The 16,986-nt window shown below is 63.2% G+C and carries 18 protein-coding genes; 15 read left to right on the top strand and 3 right to left on the bottom strand.

Features of this window, described 5'->3' with window-relative positions:
* Window positions 1-301, bottom strand: a 301-nt coding sequence (locus tag AKV04_RS26780) for a hypothetical protein (RefSeq protein ID WP_215905427.1), incomplete at its 3' end; no start/stop codon positions are given.
* Window positions 302-854: 553 nt separating this feature from the next.
* Between AKV04_RS26780 and AKV04_RS10810 the strand changes: the two genes are divergently transcribed.
* Together AKV04_RS10810 and AKV04_RS10815 are read left to right on the top strand one after the other, a co-directional pair.
* On the top strand, window positions 855-1,805 hold the full coding sequence (locus AKV04_RS10810; protein ID WP_054006448.1) for a DnaJ C-terminal domain-containing protein: 951 nt from the start codon (window positions 855-857) through the stop codon (window positions 1,803-1,805).
* The gene (locus AKV04_RS10815) at window positions 1,802-2,146 is read left to right on the top strand and encodes a chaperone modulator CbpM (RefSeq protein ID WP_054006449.1); all 345 of its coding nucleotides are present in this window, start codon (window positions 1,802-1,804) and stop codon (window positions 2,144-2,146) included. The genes AKV04_RS10810 and AKV04_RS10815 overlap by 4 nt, the downstream gene beginning before the upstream one ends.
* Before the next feature lie 237 nt (window positions 2,147-2,383).
* Here AKV04_RS10815 and AKV04_RS10820 read toward each other — a convergent pair whose 3' ends face one another.
* The gene (locus AKV04_RS10820; protein ID WP_054006450.1) at window positions 2,384-2,713 is read right to left on the bottom strand and encodes a cupin domain-containing protein; all 330 of its coding nucleotides are present in this window, start codon (window positions 2,711-2,713) and stop codon (window positions 2,384-2,386) included.
* Between the two features lie 113 nt (window positions 2,714-2,826).
* Window positions 2,827-5,412 (bottom strand): cation-translocating P-type ATPase, encoded by a 2,586-nt coding sequence (locus tag AKV04_RS10825; RefSeq protein ID WP_054006451.1) that lies wholly within the window; start codon window positions 5,410-5,412, stop codon window positions 2,827-2,829.
* Between the two features lie 294 nt (window positions 5,413-5,706).
* Here AKV04_RS10825 and atpD point away from each other — a divergent pair, with 294 nt between their 5' ends.
* The 13 genes from atpD (at window position 5,707) to arcC (ending at window position 16,901) form a co-directional block, all read left to right on the top strand.
* A complete protein-coding gene (atpD, locus tag AKV04_RS10830) occupies window positions 5,707-7,113 on the top strand; it encodes a F0F1 ATP synthase subunit beta (protein ID WP_054006452.1) in 1,407 nt (468 codons plus the stop codon).
* A complete protein-coding gene (locus tag AKV04_RS10835; RefSeq protein WP_235815606.1) occupies window positions 7,110-7,541 on the top strand; it encodes a F0F1 ATP synthase subunit epsilon in 432 nt (143 codons plus the stop codon). Before atpD ends, AKV04_RS10835 begins: the two co-directional genes overlap by 4 nt.
* Window positions 7,538-7,834, top strand: coding sequence for an AtpZ/AtpI family protein (locus AKV04_RS10840; protein ID WP_054006453.1), 297 nt, complete (start codon window positions 7,538-7,540; stop codon window positions 7,832-7,834). The genes AKV04_RS10835 and AKV04_RS10840 overlap by 4 nt, the downstream gene beginning before the upstream one ends.
* On the top strand, window positions 7,831-8,097 hold the full coding sequence (locus AKV04_RS10845; protein WP_054006454.1) for an N-ATPase subunit AtpR: 267 nt from the start codon (window positions 7,831-7,833) through the stop codon (window positions 8,095-8,097). The genes AKV04_RS10840 and AKV04_RS10845 overlap by 4 nt, the downstream gene beginning before the upstream one ends.
* Window positions 8,094-8,801, top strand: a complete 708-nt coding sequence (locus AKV04_RS10850) for a F0F1 ATP synthase subunit A (RefSeq protein ID WP_407638419.1) — start codon at window positions 8,094-8,096, stop codon at window positions 8,799-8,801. Before AKV04_RS10845 ends, AKV04_RS10850 begins: the two co-directional genes overlap by 4 nt.
* Window positions 8,802-9,047 carry a F0F1 ATP synthase subunit C gene (locus AKV04_RS10855; protein WP_054006456.1) on the top strand — a complete coding sequence of 82 codons (246 nt, stop codon included), beginning with the start codon at window positions 8,802-8,804 and terminating at the stop codon, window positions 9,045-9,047.
* Window positions 9,044-9,793 (top strand): F0F1 ATP synthase subunit delta, encoded by a 750-nt coding sequence (locus tag AKV04_RS10860; protein WP_054006457.1) that lies wholly within the window; start codon window positions 9,044-9,046, stop codon window positions 9,791-9,793. The genes AKV04_RS10855 and AKV04_RS10860 overlap by 4 nt, the downstream gene beginning before the upstream one ends.
* The gene (locus AKV04_RS10865) at window positions 9,783-11,297 is read left to right on the top strand and encodes a F0F1 ATP synthase subunit alpha (protein ID WP_054006458.1); all 1,515 of its coding nucleotides are present in this window, start codon (window positions 9,783-9,785) and stop codon (window positions 11,295-11,297) included. Before AKV04_RS10860 ends, AKV04_RS10865 begins: the two co-directional genes overlap by 11 nt.
* Complete coding sequence (locus AKV04_RS10870; protein WP_054006459.1) at window positions 11,290-12,099, top strand: F0F1 ATP synthase subunit gamma; 810 nt, start codon at window positions 11,290-11,292, stop codon at window positions 12,097-12,099. The genes AKV04_RS10865 and AKV04_RS10870 overlap by 8 nt, the downstream gene beginning before the upstream one ends.
* Window positions 12,100-12,207: 108 nt before the next feature.
* On the top strand, window positions 12,208-13,653 hold the full coding sequence (locus AKV04_RS10875; protein WP_054006460.1) for a YfcC family protein: 1,446 nt from the start codon (window positions 12,208-12,210) through the stop codon (window positions 13,651-13,653).
* Window positions 13,650-14,873, top strand: a complete 1,224-nt coding sequence (locus tag AKV04_RS10880) for an arginine deiminase (protein WP_054006461.1) — start codon at window positions 13,650-13,652, stop codon at window positions 14,871-14,873. Before AKV04_RS10875 ends, AKV04_RS10880 begins: the two co-directional genes overlap by 4 nt.
* Window positions 14,874-14,898: 25 nt before the next feature.
* Window positions 14,899-15,903 (top strand): ornithine carbamoyltransferase, encoded by a 1,005-nt coding sequence (argF, locus tag AKV04_RS10885; RefSeq protein WP_054006462.1) that lies wholly within the window; start codon window positions 14,899-14,901, stop codon window positions 15,901-15,903.
* Window positions 15,903-16,901 carry a carbamate kinase gene (gene arcC, locus AKV04_RS10890; protein ID WP_082351605.1) on the top strand — a complete coding sequence of 333 codons (999 nt, stop codon included), beginning with the start codon at window positions 15,903-15,905 and terminating at the stop codon, window positions 16,899-16,901. Before argF ends, arcC begins: the two co-directional genes overlap by 1 nt.
* Window positions 16,902-16,986 lie beyond the last annotated feature (85 nt).

A 16,986-nucleotide genomic window follows, 5' to 3' on the forward strand; every position in this document is an offset into this window, starting at 1 on the left:
GCTCAAGCAACTGCAGCGCTGACCGATATTTTTTTGGATCGCCGCGAGTGTGTCGCTTTGAAGTGCAAGCTGGCAAATGATTGTCCAAAAAGTCACAGACGTGCTCATGCCGAACGTCTTGGATGCAGATTCCGGAAGATCGAAGCCAGTCTCCAAAATGGAAAACGGCCGCAAAGTAGCGGCCTTGGATAGCTGTCACATATCGACCTTCGATAAGGGTTTGCCGATAAGCCGGAAATACAGGGGCAAGCAGGTTGTCCGGGTCGTCCGTCAGCTTGCGGGCGCATGGTCTGGTTCGCATCTTCGATCTCCTTTGTTTGAAGGATCGAAGTGAAGCCTGTGATTATGCGCACTGCCAAGGGCTGGGTGCCGAGCGAAAAGCCCGGCATCTCAGCCGCTTACCGAGACGATGACCCTCAACGGGCCATAATCGCGAAGGGATCATACTCGGCCTTATGAAGACGTCGCCATAAGGCCGAGATCGACCCGTGGGGATAACCCCCCCCACGGTTTCACAAAAGGCTCAGGCGGAGGCGCAGATGCGCCTCCCTTCGCAATGCCGCCTTGGCGCGCCTCACCCGCGAGGCCTCCCCACAGCGGACCGTCGATGGTGCATCGCCAGACGACCAGAGGCCTAGGACGCGTCAGTCGCAATGCGACCGCCACAACTTCAGGATGATCGACGCACACGGCCCAAAACGGCCTGTCGGTCCGGTCGGGGTGCCGCGGTGCGGCTTCGTCAGACCTGGCACTCAGGCTTCCCACCTTGCGTTGATGCGGATCTTCACTGGCCTTGTTATCATATGCAGACGCAGGACGGTGAAACCGTTGAAGCTCAGGCAGGAATTTGAAGCATGACCACAGATCCCTATGACGCGCTTGGCCTGACCAAGTCCGCCACGTCGGACGAAATCAAGAAGGCCTACCGCAAACTGGTCCGCACCAGCCACCCGGATCTGCATCCCGATGATGCCGGCGCCGAGGCGCGGTTCAAGGCGATTTCGGCCGCCTACGACCTACTGAAGGACACCGAAACACGGGCAAGGTTCGATGCAGGCGAAATCGATGCCGCAGGTGCAGAGCGCCCACAGCGCCAGTACTATCGCGACTTCGCGGAGTCGACCGGAAGTCCCTATCAGCAGGGGCGTGGTTTCGAAGCGCAGGGCGATCCGGCGGATATCTTTGCCGAGATCCTGCGCCAACGGACACGGGGCGGCAGCTATGGCAACCCGCGCGACCACGGGACCTATGTCGCCCCCGGTCCCGACTTGCAATACGCGCTCGAGGTGCCGTTCATGGATGCCGCGCGCGGCGGCGAGATGCACATCACCTTGCCTGGCGGTAGCGGGATTTCCGTCAGGATCCCGCAAGGCGCACACGACGGCCAGACCTTGCGTCTGCGCGGCGAGGGTGGCCCGGGCTATGGCGGCGGTCCGGCGGGAGACGCCCTGATCGCGCTGTCCGTGCGCCCGCATCCCGTGTTTCGGCGCGAGCAAGACGACATACTGCTGACCCTGCCGATCACCATCGACGAGGCGGTGCTGGGTTCAAAGGTAGTCACCCCCACGATTGATGGGCCGGTCACCTTGAGCATTCCCAAGGGCACCAACTCCGGCCGCATCTTGCGCATGCGCGGTCGCGGCGTGGCTCGACCGAATGGCAAGACCGCTGGCGATCAGCTTGTTGAACTGCGGATCGTGGCGCCGCCAGTGATCGACGACGCATTGCGCGATTTTCTGAGTGAATGGCGCGAAACACATACCTATGACCCGCGCGCGGAAATGCTGAACGAGGCCCTGTCATGAATGAACACCTGACCGAAGATGAAGTCATTGCCGCTGTCCCTGGTCTCACTCGAACACGTCTCGTCTCCTTCATCGAGACTGAGGTCATCGTTCCTCTGCGCCGGGAGGACGGGGCCGTCTCGGCTCTTATCTTCCGCCAGGTCGACGTCGCGCGGATGCAGGTGCTGTGCAATCTGGCGGAAGACCTTGAACTGGACGATGCTGCGTTGGCGGTGGTAGTCGCATTGATCGATAAACTGCACGCTGCCAGACAGGACCTTTTGGCAATTGCGCGTGCCGTAGCGGCGGAGCCGCCGGACGTTCGAGCCCGCATAGGTTCGGCCGTTCTCATGCCTAGATAACCTCAGGAGCGGTTTGGTTCCATCGGTAAGGTTCGAACCAGCCAGTCCCAAGTGGGGTGCGCTTGCTTCCGCAGCGATTAACTCAGGTGGGGTGGACTCCAGCGGGATCCGGCTGGCTTCTGAAGTCCAGGGTATCTACCTTGGTGTCTGCTGGATAAGAAGCTGTTTTATGCTCCTATTTCAGGGTCCTGGGATGGATTATACGGGGGGTGGCTTCCCAAAAATCCGGCTCTGACGCTAGCAATGTGCCGCGCTGCGCCCCCCCCCCCGCATACAAACAGGGCCGGGGAAGATCCCGGCATTCGTCAGATTGTGAACCGCCCCGGCGGGCACGATGATGCCGTCCCCGTTCTTGCATGCATGTGTCGCACCGTCGATCACCAGCACGCCTGTGCCTTGTTCGATGCGAAAGAACTGATCATGCGTCGCATGGGTTTCGCTGCCGAAGCTTTCGCCGGGTTTCAGCGTCATCAGCAAGAGCTGCAGGTGTTTGCCGGTGTAAAGCACCTTGCGAAAGTTGGAGTTTTCTTCGGGCAGATGTTCGACATCGGCCAGATAACCCTTCATTGCAGCATCCTATTTGATAAATCGGAAGGCAGACGGGTTTGTCAGCCAGCTCCGCTAACGCAGGGTGCGTCCGTCTTCGGAATTATGCACTGACGAAGGTTGGTCTGCTTCTGTCACGCGGCGGCAGCAGTCGTCGTTGCCGTCGCGGCCCCTCGCTGTGCCCACCGCCAGATCGGCTTCAGCAGTTCAAGTGTCACCAGCACCGCTAGCCCTGCCAACGGCGGCACGGCCAAGAACGCCGGTTCCAGTGCCGCAAAGCCAAAGAGATCGCGCGCGGGCTGCCAGAACAGCGTTACCGCCAGCAAGCTGCCGACGAGGGGCAGCACGATAGCCAACGCACGGTTTGGCCGGCTGATCGCGGTCAGGATCGAGGCGGATCGCGACCGGTCCACCAGGATCAGCGCCACGATGCCGAACACCAATGCTGCAAAGGTCATGCCCCGCACCTGATCGATGGACAGCCCGTAACCCGGGGCCAGCGCAAAGATCGCGGCGGTAACACCCAGGACCAGCAGACCTTGCGTGAGGCTCCAGAAGATCGTGGGGCCAGAGAACAGTGGCTCGGTAGGCGGGCGCGGCGGGCGGGACATGATGCCGTCTTCTTCGGTTTCCGCCTCGAAGACGAGGGAACAGACCGGGTCGATCACCATCTCCAGAAAGGCGATGTGCACCGGGCCAAACAGGATCGGCATCCCGAACAGCAAGGGCATCAACGCCAGCCCCGCGATGGGGACGTGCACCGCCAGAATGAAGCTCATCGCCTTGCGCAGGTTGTCGTAGATCCGTCGGCCCAACCGAACGGTGGAGACGATGGACCCGAAGTCGTCGTCCAAAAGCACAATGCTGGCCGCCTCGCGCGCCACATCGGTGCCGCGTTCGCCCATCGCCACGCCAATATCGGCAGCCTTCAACGAGGGCGCATCGTTTACCCCGTCGCCGGTCATCGCCACGACAGCGCCTGCTGACTTGAGCGCTGCCACGATGCGCAGTTTCTGTTCGGGCATAATGCGGGCAAAGATGGTGACGTCCTTGACGGCGTTGGCAAGGCCTTCGTCCGTCAGTTCCGCAAGCTCCGGCCCGGTGATCACGCGGGTGCCTTGCAAACCCGCCTCAGACGCAATCGCCTGAGCCGTGGCCGGATAGTCGCCTGTGATCATGATCACCCTGATCCCGGCACTGCGGCATTGTGCGACCGCTTCGGGCACTGAGGCGCGCAAAGGGTCATTCAGCCCCACAAGACCTAACAGGCGAAAGGAGAACTCACGCTGGCTTTCGGGCAGCGCAGAGCCGTTGAAGGCGGCTTCGGCTACGGCCAGCACCCGCAGACCTGCCCCGGCCATCTGATCGACCTGCGCCGTCAGTGCCTTGCGGGCATCAGCGTCCAGTTTGCACAATTCGGCAACCGCCTCCGGGGCGCCTTTTGCCGCGACCTGCCAGCCCCCGTTCGGCTTTTTCCCACCCGGTGCCTCCCAGACCTGCGACATCGCCAGCAAATCGGGCGACAAAGCATAGCTGCGGGCAAGTTGCCGCCCCGCGCCTGGCAAGGTTTCGCCCGCCCTCAGATCGGTCTTTGCCAGTGCATGAAACGCCTTTTCCATCGGGTCGAACGGTTCGGGGGCCGAGGCCATCACACCCGCCGCCGCCAGTTCCCGAAACCCTTGCGGCAGCGCGGCCCCGGCTTTGGCCGCCGTACCATCGGGCAGGCGCAATTCTGCAATCGTCATACGGTTTTCGGTCAGTGTCCCTGTCTTGTCAGTGCAGAGCACACTGGCCGCCCCCAAAGTCTCGATGGCCGAGGCCCGCCGCGTCAGCACCCGCACCTTCGAGATTCGCCACGCTCCCATGGCCATGAACACGGCCAAGACCATCGGGAATTCTTCCGGCAGCATCGACATGCCGACGGCGATCCCAGCCAGCACGCCTTCCAGCCAGCCACCACGCAACATCCCGTACAGCACCACGACGGCAAGGCTGACGGCCGCGCCCACGAGCGCAAAGACGATCACCAGCTTGCGCATTTGCCGTTGCAGGTGCGGTGTCTCTATCTCCAGCTTGCCCAGCGAGGTGCCGATGCGGCCGATCTCGGAAGCGGTGCCGGTGGCGGTGACGGTTGCCAGGGCCGTGCCGCGCACGATCAGGCTTCCGGAATAGACCATCGGTTGATCTTCGCCACCGGGTCGAGTGTCGGTCGCAGGACCTGGCGTCTTGCGCACCGGAACTGCCTCGCCTGTGAGCAGAGACTCGTCGGCCGACAGGTCCTTTGCCGAAATCAACACCGCATCCGCCGGAACCCGGTCGCCTTCCGACAGAACGATCACGTCGCCCCGCGCGACTTCCCGCCCCGCGATGCGTATCCTTTTGCCCCCACGGATCACCAACGCGCGCGGACTGGTAAGGTCGCGCAGCGCGTCCAGAACCTTTTCCGTGCGGGCTTCTTGCACCACGGTGATGCCGACCGAGAGTGAGGCAAAGATCAGCAGGATCACCGCCTCCTGATGGTTGCCGAGCAAAAAGTACACCACGCCGCCCGCCAAGAGCAAAGCCAGCATCGGCTCGCGCAGCACATCGAAGACGATGCGCAGCGCTGATCGTCGTCGTCCGCGTGGCAGTTCGTTGAAGCCTTCTGCGGCAAGCCGCGTGGCAGCCTCAGTCGGGGTCAGACCCTGTTTGATCGGGGCAGTGTCAGCGGGATGATCCATGGGTGCTTTCGGTAGATCGGCGTGGCCACGCCAAAAGCATCAGCTTCCCATGGCAGCGTTGCTTTCGCCCTGATGTGCATCAGCGTCACCACGCGCCTTCACCGTCCTGAAGCGCAGAACGTCCAGTTTGGTGGCAACACGAGCGGGAAAAGTGAGGCATGGTTTGCGTTTTGAAACTGCCGCCAATCAATGACCTTTAGCATGATGCACATCAGTGCACGGGCCTATCAGGCGGTCTAGGTTTTGGTTTTTCGCTATGCGAGCAGTGCACAGCATTTCCCGAAAGGAGACCCAATGCCCGATGCGCAACCCGCAGGGCGGGTCCATGCCGTGCGCGGCGCGGTGATTGATGTGCGCTTTGATGCAGGCGCCTTGCCTGCGTTGAATGAGGCGCTGATTGTCGAATGGGACCGCCCGGAACCCTTGGTGCTGGAAGTCCAAGGGCACCTTGACCTCACCACGCTGCGTGCGGTCGCTCTTCAGGCAACGGCGGGTTTGTCGCGCGGCGTGCCGGTGCGCGCGACCGGGACACCGATCACCGTGCCGGTGGGGTCTGCGGTGCTGGGGCGGCTGCTGGATGTGACGGGGGGCGTGCGCGACCTCGGTGCGCCGCTGCCGGACAACACACCGCGCCGGTCTATCCATGCTGCCCCACCGCCGCTGGCAGCCCAAAGCACGACGACCGAGGTGTTCGAGACCGGCATCAAGGTGATCGACCTGCTGACCCCGATGGCACAGGGCGGCAAAGCCGCGATGTTCGGTGGCGCAGGCGTGGGAAAGACGGTTCTGGTGATGGAATTGATCCATGCCATGGTCGAAAAATATGAAGGCATCTCGGTGTTCGCAGGCATTGGCGAGCGGTCGCGCGAGGGGCATGAGATGCTGACCGAGATGTCGGATTCCGGCGTTTTGCCCCGCACGGTGCTGGTCTATGGCCAGATGAACGAACCACCGGGGGCGCGGTGGCGGGCACCGCTAACCGCCTTGACCATCTCGGAATATTTTCGTGACACGAAACACCAGAACGTCCTGCTGTTGATGGATAATGTCTTCCGCTTTGTTCAGGCGGGGGCCGAGGTGTCCAGCCTGCTGGGGCGGTTGCCGTCGCGGGTTGGCTATCAGCCGACGCTGGCGACCGAAGTGGCGCGGTTGCAGGAACGCATTGCCTCGGTCGCGGGGGCGGCAGTGACTTCTATTCAGGCGGTTTATGTGCCTGCCGACGATTTTACCGACCCGGCGGTGACCACGATTTCGGGCCATATGGACTGTGTGATCGTTCTGAGCCGTGCCCTGGCAGGGCAAGGGTTCTATCCGGCGATTGATCCGCTCGCATCGTCGTCCACCCTGCTTGACCCGGGTGTTGTGGGCGATGAGCACTACAGGATCGCCAGCGAAGTGCGCGAGATGCTGGCTCGGTTTGCCGAGTTGCAGGACATCATTTCTCTTCTTGGCGTTGACGAGCTGGGCATCGCCGACAAGCGCATTGTCACCCGTGCCCGGCGTCTGCAGCGGTTTCTGAGCCAGCCTTTCGCGGTGACCGAGGCCTTTACCGGCACCCCCGGACAGTCGGTTTCCCGTGCCGACACGCTGGCCGGATGCCGGGCCATTCTGGACGGTGACGCGGATGCGTGGGCGGAAGCCTCGCTTTACATGGTGGGCTCGATTGCCGATGCCCGCGCCAAAGAGCAGGCCGCCGCATGACCCAGAGCATGATCCGGACCATGCCCCTGCGGATCATCACGCCGCTCTCGGTTGTTGTCGATCAGCCGGCCACGGATCTGCGCGCGGTGGATGCCAGCGGCAGTTTCGGCATCCTGCCGGAGCACGCCGATTTTCTGACCCGGCTTGCGGTGTCGGTCGTCAGTTGGACGACCGCCGAGGGGGACGCCCGGTACTGTGCGGTGCGGGGTGGCGCGCTGACAGTGCGCGCAGGCCATATCGCGATCGCCACCCGTGAAGCGGTGATCGGCGACGATCTGGCAACGCTGGATCGGGAAGTTCTGGCCCGGTTCCGCGCAGAAATGGATGAAGAGCGGGTCGAGCATGTGGAAACCACTCGTCTGCATCTGAGCGCGATGCGGCAGATGCTGGCCCGGTTGCAACCGAAATCGCGGGGGGCGGGCGTATGACCGAGCCGGAGGACACCAAATCCGAAGACCGCGATCCCCTGATCCGCGAGGTGCGCAGCCATCAGGCCCGGCGCGCGGCTTGGGACCGCGACGGTGAGGCATCGGTGGGGCGGCGACTGGCGCAGATCGGCGTGTTGGGCTGGATCATTGTGGCCCCGATGCTGGGCGGTATCGCGCTCGGTCGCTGGCTGGACGGGCGCTTCGACACGGGGCTGTTCTGGACGGCACCCCTGCTGATGGTCGGGCTGGGGCTTGGCGGTTGGTTCGCCTGGCGGTGGATGGGCAGCGCATGAGCGATCCCTTGATCCTCGCACTGTGGCTGACGGGCGGCGTTCTGATAGGCCTGATCTATTTCCGCATGGTGCGGCACAGCGCCGATCTGATGCTGTCGGGGCGGCGGGGTGGTCCGCTGTTCGGAGTGGCGCTGGTGCTGTTGCGGATGGCGGGGCTTGGCGGCGTCTTGATCATCGCGGCGATGCAGGGAGCGGGGCCGTTGCTGGCTGCGGCGATAGGGTTGCTGATCGGACGCTTTGCCATGATGCGGACGACCGCGTGATGGACAGCCCGCTGCAATCCGTGCCGCTGTTCATACTGGGACCAGACTGGCTGCGCGTGCCGATCATGGCCTCGGTCGTGGTGACATGGGCGATCATGGCAGTGCTGGTGCTGGGTGCTGCCCTGCTGACCCGTCGCCTGAGCCAGGTGCCATCAAGGGCGCAGGCCGCGGCGGAACTGCTGGTCGCCACAGTTGATCAACAGATCCGAGACGTGACCGGGGCCGCCCCGGCCCCCTACCGCGCTTTTGTCGGCACGTTGTTCCTCTTCATCCTGATTGCCAACTGGTCGTCGCTGATCCCCGGCGTCACACCGCCAACCGCCACGATGGAAACGCCTGCCGCCCTTGCTGCCATCGTGTTCCTGTCGATCATCTGGTTCGGTATTCGGGGCGGCGGCGTGGGCGGTTTTCTGCGCGGCTTTGCGCGGCCCAACCCGGTGATGATCCCCCTCAACATCCTCGAAAGCGTCACCCGCAGCTTTTCGATGTTCGTGCGCCTGTTCGGCAATGTGATGAGCGGGGTCTTCGTGATCGCCATCGTCGGATCATTGGCCGCCCTGCTGGTGCCGATCCCGCTGATGGCGCTCGATCTGCTGACGGGTGCGGTGCAGGCCTACATCTTTGCCGTGCTGTCGATGGTGTTCATCACCTCTGCCGTCGAAAAGGGCAAACCGCAAACCGACCCCAAAATAGAGGAAACCTGAATGGATTATGTCCCCCTGATCAGCATCATCTGCGCCGCCTTTGCCGTGTCCTTCGGCGCCCTTGGCCCAGCCTTGGCCGAAGGACGCGCGGTGGCCGCTGCGATGGACGCCATCGCGCGGCAACCTGAAGCGGCCAATACCATCTCGCGCACGCTGTTCGTCGGGCTGGCGATGATCGAGACGACGGCGATCTACTGCCTTGTCATCGCGCTTTTGTTGCTGTTCGCCAACCCGATGATGCCATGACCTTCGACTTCTGGACCCTTGGCTTTCAGGCGGTAAATGTCCTCGTTCTGGTCTGGCTGCTCCACCGGTTCTTCTGGAAACCGGTGTCAGCGATGATCACGACGCGTCAGGCGACTGCGGCGAGCATGCTAGAGGAGGCCGGGGTCAAGCGGTCCGAGGCCGAGGCTGCGCTGGCCGAGGCTGCCAACAAGCTGGCTGCGCTTGCGGCCGAACGTGAGGCGATGCTGGCCACGGCCCGCACAGACTCTGACGCTACCCGCGATACCCTGTTGTCCGCGGCGCAGGCCGAAGTGGAAACCTTGCGCGATACCGCCAAGGCCGCCCGCGTCCTCGCGGCCGGGACCTTGAAGGCGAACGCGATGGATGAGGCACAGGGCCTCGCGCTGACCATCGCCGGTAAGCTTATGGCGCGGCTTGATGGCCCTGCGACGGATGCGGCGTTTTTGAACTGGCTGGTGAAGGGCCTTGGGGCACTGACCGACGTCGAGCGAACCGCGCTGGCGGGCGTGGAACTGGAGGTCGTCAGTGCCGCCAATCAGGACAGCACTGCGCAGGACCGGATTGCCAAAGCAATTGCGGACGCCCTTGGTGCTTCGGCAGCACTTACCTTCCGATCCGATCCTGCACTGATCGCGGGGCATGAGATTCACTCTGCGCATTTCTCCTTGCGCAATTCGTGGCGTGCCGATCTGGATCGGATAGCTGCAGCCCTTGCGAAAAAGGGCGATTTATCCGATGCCGGATGATGCTATCTGGCTGAAGGACGCCGCCGCGTGCGTCGAGTCCACCGCCCTGGGACCCTTCGCCGAACACCGGGGCCGGGTCGAGGAGATTGCAGACGGCGTGGCGATGATTTCGGGCCTTCCACACGTGCGGCTGGACGAGTTGCTGCGCTTTGAAGCCGGTGTTTTCGGCTTTGCCCAGGTGCTGGAACCTGACCGGATCGGCTGCGTGCTGCTGGATGCCGCCCACGCCCTGCAAGCGGGGGACGCCGTCCACGGCACCGGCGATGTGGTGCGTGTGCCGGTGGGGGCCGGCTTTCTGGGGCGCATCGTCGATCCGCTCGGGCGCCCGCTGGATGGCAAGGGACCGATCACCGCCGAGGTAACCCTGCCGATTGAGCGTGAGGCTCCCGCCATCATTGATCGTGATCTCGTGGTCAATCCGGTGCAGACCGGGGTGCTGGTGGTCGATACGCTGTTCGCGCTTGGCCGTGGTCAGCGCGAGTTGATCATCGGCGATCCCGCCACAGGCAAGACCACGCTGGCCATCGACACGATCATCGCGCAGCGCGACACCGACATGTTCTGCATCTATGTCGCGGTGGGGCAAAAGACCTCCGCCGTGCGCCGTGCTGTGGATGCCTTGCAGACCCATGCCGCCTTTGATCGTTGCATCGTGGTAGTTGCCGGGCCCGCTACCCCACCCGGCCTGCAATGGATCGCTCCCTTTGCCGGCATGACCATGGCTGAACACTTCCGCGACAAGGGCCAGCATGCCCTGATCGTGATCGACGACCTGACCAAGCACGCCGCCACCCACCGCGAGATTGCCCTGCTGACCCGGCAGTCGCCGGGGCGAGAGGCCTATCCGGGCGATGTGTTCTATGTGCACGCTCGCCTCTTGGAACGTGCGGCTAAACTGTCTCAGGCCAAGGGGGCCGGGTCGCTGACCGCCTTGCCGATTGCCCAGACCGAGGCCGGCAACCTGTCGGCCTATATCCCGACCAACCTGATTTCGATCACCGACGGCCAGATCGTGCTGGACGCGCGACTGTTCCAGGAGGGGCAGAAACCCGCCGTGGATGTGGGCGTATCGGTCAGCCGGGTCGGCGGCAAGACGCAGGCGCCCGCCCTGCGGGATGCCGCGAAATCCCTGCGGCTCGATTATGCGCAGTTTCTGGAGATGGAGGTCTTCACCCGCTTCGGTGGCACCACCGAGCCACGGGTGCAGGCGCAACTGACGCGCGGTGCGCGGCTGCGCGCGGTGCTGCGTCAGAACCAACACGCGCCGATGCGGCTTGCGGAAGAAGTGGCGCTGGTGCTGGCGGTGCAAGAGGGGCTGCTGGATGCACTTGCGCCTGATCAGGTCGCAAAGTTCCGCACCGATCTTGCCGATGCGCTGAAAACCGGGGCCGCCGAAACGCTGCGCAAGGTCCAGACAACAGGCGAACTGGACAAGGCGGATCGTCAGGCGCTCCTCGCCACCCTGCTCAAGATGGCCGCATCGCTGGGCAGCTCCGATGTCTGACGTCGACCTGTCTGCCCGGATCGACGGCATCCGCCAATTGGGCAGCGTCGTGCGCGCGATGACCGGGATCGCTGGTGCCCGCGCCCGCACCGCCCGCACCCAGATCGCGGCGGTTGAGAGCTATGCCGCTGTTCTGGACGCGGCTCTGTCGCAGGGCTTGGCGGCTGTGACGTCGGAAGGAGCAGATCTGGCGGCGCGTCCGGCGCTTGTGGTGTTCTGCGCCGAGCAGGGGTTCGTTGGCGGGTTCTCAGAGCGCGTATTGGACGCCGTCGGCGCAATCCCCGTAGAGACCGACCTGTTCCTGATCGGCAGCCGGGGGTTGGCGATTGCTGCAGCGCGCGGGATTGAACCGGCATGGTCGGCGGCAATGCCGTCCCGCTCTGCCAGCCTGCCGAAGTTCGCCGACCGCGTGCTGTCAGCCTTGTTCGCAGACAGCGATCTGAGGGCGATTTCTGTGGTTCATACGATCTGGAACCGTGGGCAGGCGTCCGTAGAACGCAGCGTGCTGTTTCCTCTGCCGCCCGCGACATGCCCGGTTACGCAGTCCGCCCCCCTCACCAATCTGCCCGCTGATGACCTTGCTGCAGCTCTCGGGCTTGATCAGCTTCACGCAAGGTTGACCCGCGCAGCACTCCACGCCTTTGTGTCCGAGAACGAAGCGCGTATGGCCGCCATGTCCGCTGCGTCCCGCCAGATCGAAGATGAGTTGGGTGTTCTGGAAGCCTTGGCCCGCAGGGTGCGGCAAGAGGCAATTACCGCCGAGATCATCGAAATCGCTTCAGGAGCGATGGCGGGACGATAATGCTCCATTGAGGTTCAGGCCGTCCACATCCTCCCCTGATCTGTGTCAGCATGTCGCCGTCCCAAATCGGCTAGCCTGACCAAGCGAAGAACGTCAGGGAGGAACCTCATGCCATCCAACGAAAAGCCGGGCGAGAAGCCTGGGTTCCGCTTCCCGTCCGCCTTTACCATCCTGTTTGCACTGATCGTTCTGGTCGCAATTCTGACCTGGATCATCCCTGCCGGGCAGTACGAGCGCGTGGCCTCCGAGGCCCTTGGCAAGGATGTCCCTGTGGCGGGCAGCTATGCGGCGACGGAGGCAAACCCGCAGGGATTTTTCGACGTCATCCTCGCCCCCATTGCGGGCTTTTACGACCCCGTCGAATACGTCGCCCGGGCGATCGACGTGTCGCTGTTCGTGTTGATCATCGGCGGGTTCATCGGGGTGGTGACCGCGACAGGGGCCATCGATGCGGGGATCGCACGGGCGATGGTGCGCCTGAAGGGGCGCGAGAATTGGATGATCCCGTTCTTGATGGCGCTGTTTGCCGCTGGTGGCACGACTTATGGCATGGCCGAAGAGACGCTGGCTTTTTATGTCCTGCTGATCCCGGTGATGATCGCCGCCAAATATGACGCCCTGACGGCGGTCGCGGTGATCCTGTTGGGGGCCGGGGTCGGCGTTCTGGGATCGACCATCAACGCCTTTTCGACCGTCATTGCGTCGGACGCGGCGGGGGTGACCTTTGCTGATGGGTTGGTGCTGCGACTGATCATCCTGGGCCTGTGCTGGGTGGTCACGGTGGCTTTCGTGATGCGCTACGCGGCGCGGGTGCGGGCTGACCCGACGAAATCGCTGGTGTACGACAAGAAGGACGCGAACGAGGCGCATTTTCTGGCCGAGACCCCTGCCGAGGCGGCTGACTTTACCGGATTGCACAAGATCGTCCTGATCCTGTTCGCGCTGACCTTTGGCGTGATGATCTGGGGCGTTTCCATTGGCGGCTGGTGGATGGCCGAGATGAGCGGCCTGTTCCTTGCCGCTGCGATCCTGATTGGCATCGTCGCCCGGTTGGGCGAGGGCAAGCTGGTCGAGAGTTTCGTCAATGGCGCGCGCGATCTGCTGGGCGTGGCACTGATCATCGGCCTTGCACGCGGCATCGTGGTGATCATGGACGCAGGGATGATCACCGACACCATCCTGCACGCGGCCGAAACCAGCGTGGCGGACCTGCCCGAGACCGCCTTCATCCTCGTGATCTACTGGATCGAGGTTGGGCTTTCGTTCTTCGTGCCATCGACCTCGGGACTGGCTGTTCTTTCGATGCCGATCCTTGCACCGGTGGCAGATTTCGCTGGCGTGAAGCGTGAACTGGTCGTCACCGCCTTTGCCACCGCCAGCGGCATGGTCAATCTGATCACCCCCACATCGGCAGTGGTGATGGGGGGACTGGCGATTGGCCGGGTGCCTTATGAACGCTGGCTGCGTTTTGTCTGGCCACTTCTTGTGGCTCTGACCCTTATCGTCATGGCAGCGCTTGCCCTGGCCACAATGCTGGAAGGCACCCCGACATGACTCTGACCTATGGCGTTCATTCCGAGGCGGGTGTGTTGCGCCGCGTCATGGTTCACCGGCCCGGATCGGAGATGGCGCGGCTGACGCCCGAAAACGCCGAAAGCCTGCTGTTCGACGATGTGCTCTGGGTCAAACAGGCGCGGATCGACCACATGGCTTTTGTCGATGTGCTCCGGGAACGCGGCGTCGATGTGGTGCTGCTGCGCGAGATGCTGGAGGTGGTTGTCGCCAACCCCGAGGCGCGTCGCTGGCTGCTGGATGCCCGGATAAATGACAATTCGGTGGGGGTGGGTCTGGCCGCCGATTTGCACGCCTGTCTGATGGAGATGCCTGCCAATGCGCTGACCCATATTCTGATCGGCGGGATGAGCCGCGCGGAACTGCCCATCCCGATGGCGGGCGTCGTGGCGCCGATGCTGCGGAGCGAAGATTTCTTCCTGCCGCCGATGCCAAACACGATCTTCACACGCGACAGTTCCTGCTGGATCTACGGCGGTGTGACGTTGAACCCGATGTTCTGGCCTGCAAGGCGACTCGAGACGCTGAACCTTGCCGCGATCTACAAGTTTCACCCTGATTTCGCTGACGCCGGTTTCCCGATCTGGTTCGGTGATCCAATGGTGGATCACGGGCTGGCCACGCTGGAGGGCGGCGACGTGATGCCCATCGGCAATGCAACCGTGCTGATCGGCATGGGCGAGCGCACCACGCCGCAGGCGGTGGGCCAGGTGGCGCGTGCGCTGTTCGCGGGCGGCGGGGCGGAGCGGGTGATCGCCTGCCAGTTTCCGCGCGCCCGTTCGTCGATGCACCTCGACACCGTTTTCACCTTTTGCGACCGCGATCTTGTGACAGTCTTTGCAGAGGTTGCCGACGCGATTCAGACCTACTCTCTGCGGCCCGGTGACAAGGGTGGGGTCACTGTGACCACCGAAACCGCGCCATTCCTAGAAGTGGTGGCAGGCGCGCTTGGCCTCACGAAACTGCGCACCGTCCCGACAGGCGGGGACGCCTACGAGTCGCAGCGCGAGCAATGGGATGACGCCAACAACCTCTTGTGCATCAGCCCCGGCGTCGTGGTGGGCTACGAACGCAACGAACATTCCAACACGCTTCTGCGCAAGGCGGGGGTTGAGGTCATCACCATTTCCGGTGCCGAACTGGGTCGCGGGCGGGGCGGGTCGCATTGCATGTCCTGCCCCTTGATCCGCGACGCGCTCTGACTCCCATTTCTGAAAGGACGAACCCATGCCGCAAAACCTGCACGGCCGCAGTTTTCTGAAACTGCTGGACTTTTCGCCCGAGGAATTGCGCTTTTTGCTCCGCCTTGGGGCCAGCCTGAAAGAGGCCAAAGTCACCGGCACAGAAAAGCAGCTTCTCAAGGGCAAGAACATCGCGCTGATCTTTGAAAAGGACAGCACCCGTACCCGCAGCGCGTTTGAGGTGGCCGCCTTCGATCAGGGCGCGCATGTCACCTATCTCGGCCCGTCAGGTAGCCATATCGGCACCAAGGAGACGATGAAGGACACCGCCCGCGTTCTGGGCCGGTTCTACGATGCGATCGAATACCGGGGTTTTGGCCAGGCGGATGCGGAAATTCTGGCGCAGTTCGCCGGGGTGCCAGTCTACAACGGCCTGACAGACGAGTTTCACCCGACGCAGATCCTCGCCGATCTGATGACGATGCGCGAATATACCCACAAGCATCTGTCGGACATAGCGTTCTGTTTCGTCGGTGATACGGGAAGCAACACGGGAACCTCCTTGATGGTGGGTGCGGCCCTGATCGGCATGGATGTCCGGCTTTGCGGCCCGCAAAGCCTGTGGCCGGACACGGTGCTGGTGGATAAATGCCGCAAGCTGGCTGAATCAAGCGGCGCACGGATCACGCAAACAGAAAAGCTGGCCGAGGGGATGGAGGGCTGTGACTTCATCTATACCGACGTCTGGGTGTCGATGGGCGAGCCGGAGGAAGTCTGGGCAGAGCGCATTGCACTGCTGTCCCCCTTTACCGTAACGCAAGCCGTGATGGACCTGACGGGCAATCCGCATACCAAATTCCTGCATTGTCTGCCAGCCTTCCACAACCGCGACACCAAGACCGGTGAAAAGATCTCTCAGACCTATGGCATCGATTGCATGGAGGTGACGGACGAGGTGTTTGAATCCCCCGCCTCTGTCGTGTTCGATCAGGCGGAGAACCGGCTGCATTCGATCAAGGCGGTTCTTGTCGCCACCATCGGGTCCGCATGATGCGTATCGTCGTGGCCCTTGGCGGCAATGCCCTTCTGAAGCGCGGCGAGCCGATGACGGCAGAGGCGCAGCACACAAATGTGCGTATCGCCGCTGCCGCGCTGGCTGATCTGGCGCGCGATCATCAGATCATCGTGGCGCATGGCAACGGTCCGCAAGTGGGGCTGATGGCCTTGCAGGCTGCGGCCTACGCGCCGGAGACGCTTTGGCCGCTGGATATTTTGGGGGCCGAGACGGAGGGCATGATCGGCTATCTGATCGAGCAGGAACTGATGAACGCGCTGCCCAACGGCACCGAGTGCGCCACGCTGCTGACGCGGGTGGAGGTGGACCCAGCGGACCCCGCCTTTGACCAGCCCACGAAACCCATCGGCCCGGTCTATACCGCCGAAGACGGCAAGCTGATCCGCGCCGAACACCGCTGGTCGATGGTCGAGGACTCCAAGGGCGGCTTGCGCCGTGTCGTGCCATCGCCGCTACCCGTCGCCATTCTGGGCATCCGGCCGATCCGTCTGCTGGTCGAGGCGGGGGTCTGCGTGATCTGCGCAGGCGGTGGCGGCATCCCGGTGGTGCGTGGTGCAGACGGCAACATGGAGGGCGTCGAGGCGGTGATCGACAAGGACCGCACCTCGGCCTTACTGGCGCAGGCTTTGGATGCTGACGTGCTTTTGATGCTGACCGATGTCGAGGCGGTGTTCCGCGATTGGGGCGGGCCGGATCAGGCCGCAATTGGCAGCATCACGCCGGATGCACTGGACGCGATGACGTTTGCCACAGGCTCGATGGGCCCGAAAATCACCGCTGCCTGCGATTTCGTGCGGGCGGGTGGCACGATGGCAGGGATCGGCCGGTTGCAGGACGCACGCAGGATCGTCGAGGGGGTCGCTGGCACGCAGGTGCGCATGGAACCATTGGCGCCTGAGAACCGTCTGCCGGGCGAAAAGAACTCTGGTCGGGTGTCGAAACACCAACCTGAAGCAGTGCAAAGCCCCGCGTGAAAGTTCATCGTCAGGCACGACCTTGTGGCGGCCTCTTCCCCGATACCACCACCTGGAAAAACCCGCTCCACCTGATGCGCCTGTC

The organism is Cypionkella psychrotolerans, from assembly GCF_001294535.1.
GTDB classification, from domain to species: Bacteria; Pseudomonadota; Alphaproteobacteria; order Rhodobacterales; family Rhodobacteraceae; genus Cypionkella; species Cypionkella psychrotolerans.

Bases quoted from the DNA above. Each gene is read 5' to 3' on its own strand.
- AKV04_RS10810 (WP_054006448.1), top strand. From the start codon at position 855: ATGACCACAGATCCCTATGACGCGCTTGGCCTGACCAAGTCCGCCACG.
- AKV04_RS10815 (WP_054006449.1), top strand. From the start codon at position 1,802: ATGAATGAACACCTGACCGAAGATGAAGTCATTGCCGCTGTCCCTGGT.
- AKV04_RS10820 (WP_054006450.1), bottom strand. From the start codon at position 2,713: ATGAAGGGTTATCTGGCCGATGTCGAACATCTGCCCGAAGAAAACTCC.
- AKV04_RS10825 (WP_054006451.1), bottom strand. From the start codon at position 5,412: ATGGATCATCCCGCTGACACTGCCCCGATCAAACAGGGTCTGACCCCG.
- atpD (WP_054006452.1), top strand. From the start codon at position 5,707: ATGCCCGATGCGCAACCCGCAGGGCGGGTCCATGCCGTGCGCGGCGCG.
- AKV04_RS10835 (WP_235815606.1), top strand. From the start codon at position 7,110: ATGACCCAGAGCATGATCCGGACCATGCCCCTGCGGATCATCACGCCG.
- AKV04_RS10840 (WP_054006453.1), top strand. From the start codon at position 7,538: ATGACCGAGCCGGAGGACACCAAATCCGAAGACCGCGATCCCCTGATC.
- AKV04_RS10845 (WP_054006454.1), top strand. From the start codon at position 7,831: ATGAGCGATCCCTTGATCCTCGCACTGTGGCTGACGGGCGGCGTTCTG.
- AKV04_RS10855 (WP_054006456.1), top strand. From the start codon at position 8,802: ATGGATTATGTCCCCCTGATCAGCATCATCTGCGCCGCCTTTGCCGTG.
- AKV04_RS10860 (WP_054006457.1), top strand. From the start codon at position 9,044: ATGACCTTCGACTTCTGGACCCTTGGCTTTCAGGCGGTAAATGTCCTC.
- AKV04_RS10865 (WP_054006458.1), top strand. From the start codon at position 9,783: ATGCCGGATGATGCTATCTGGCTGAAGGACGCCGCCGCGTGCGTCGAG.
- AKV04_RS10870 (WP_054006459.1), top strand. From the start codon at position 11,290: ATGTCTGACGTCGACCTGTCTGCCCGGATCGACGGCATCCGCCAATTG.
- AKV04_RS10875 (WP_054006460.1), top strand. From the start codon at position 12,208: ATGCCATCCAACGAAAAGCCGGGCGAGAAGCCTGGGTTCCGCTTCCCG.
- AKV04_RS10880 (WP_054006461.1), top strand. From the start codon at position 13,650: ATGACTCTGACCTATGGCGTTCATTCCGAGGCGGGTGTGTTGCGCCGC.
- argF (WP_054006462.1), top strand. From the start codon at position 14,899: ATGCCGCAAAACCTGCACGGCCGCAGTTTTCTGAAACTGCTGGACTTT.
- arcC (WP_082351605.1), top strand. From the start codon at position 15,903: ATGCGTATCGTCGTGGCCCTTGGCGGCAATGCCCTTCTGAAGCGCGGC.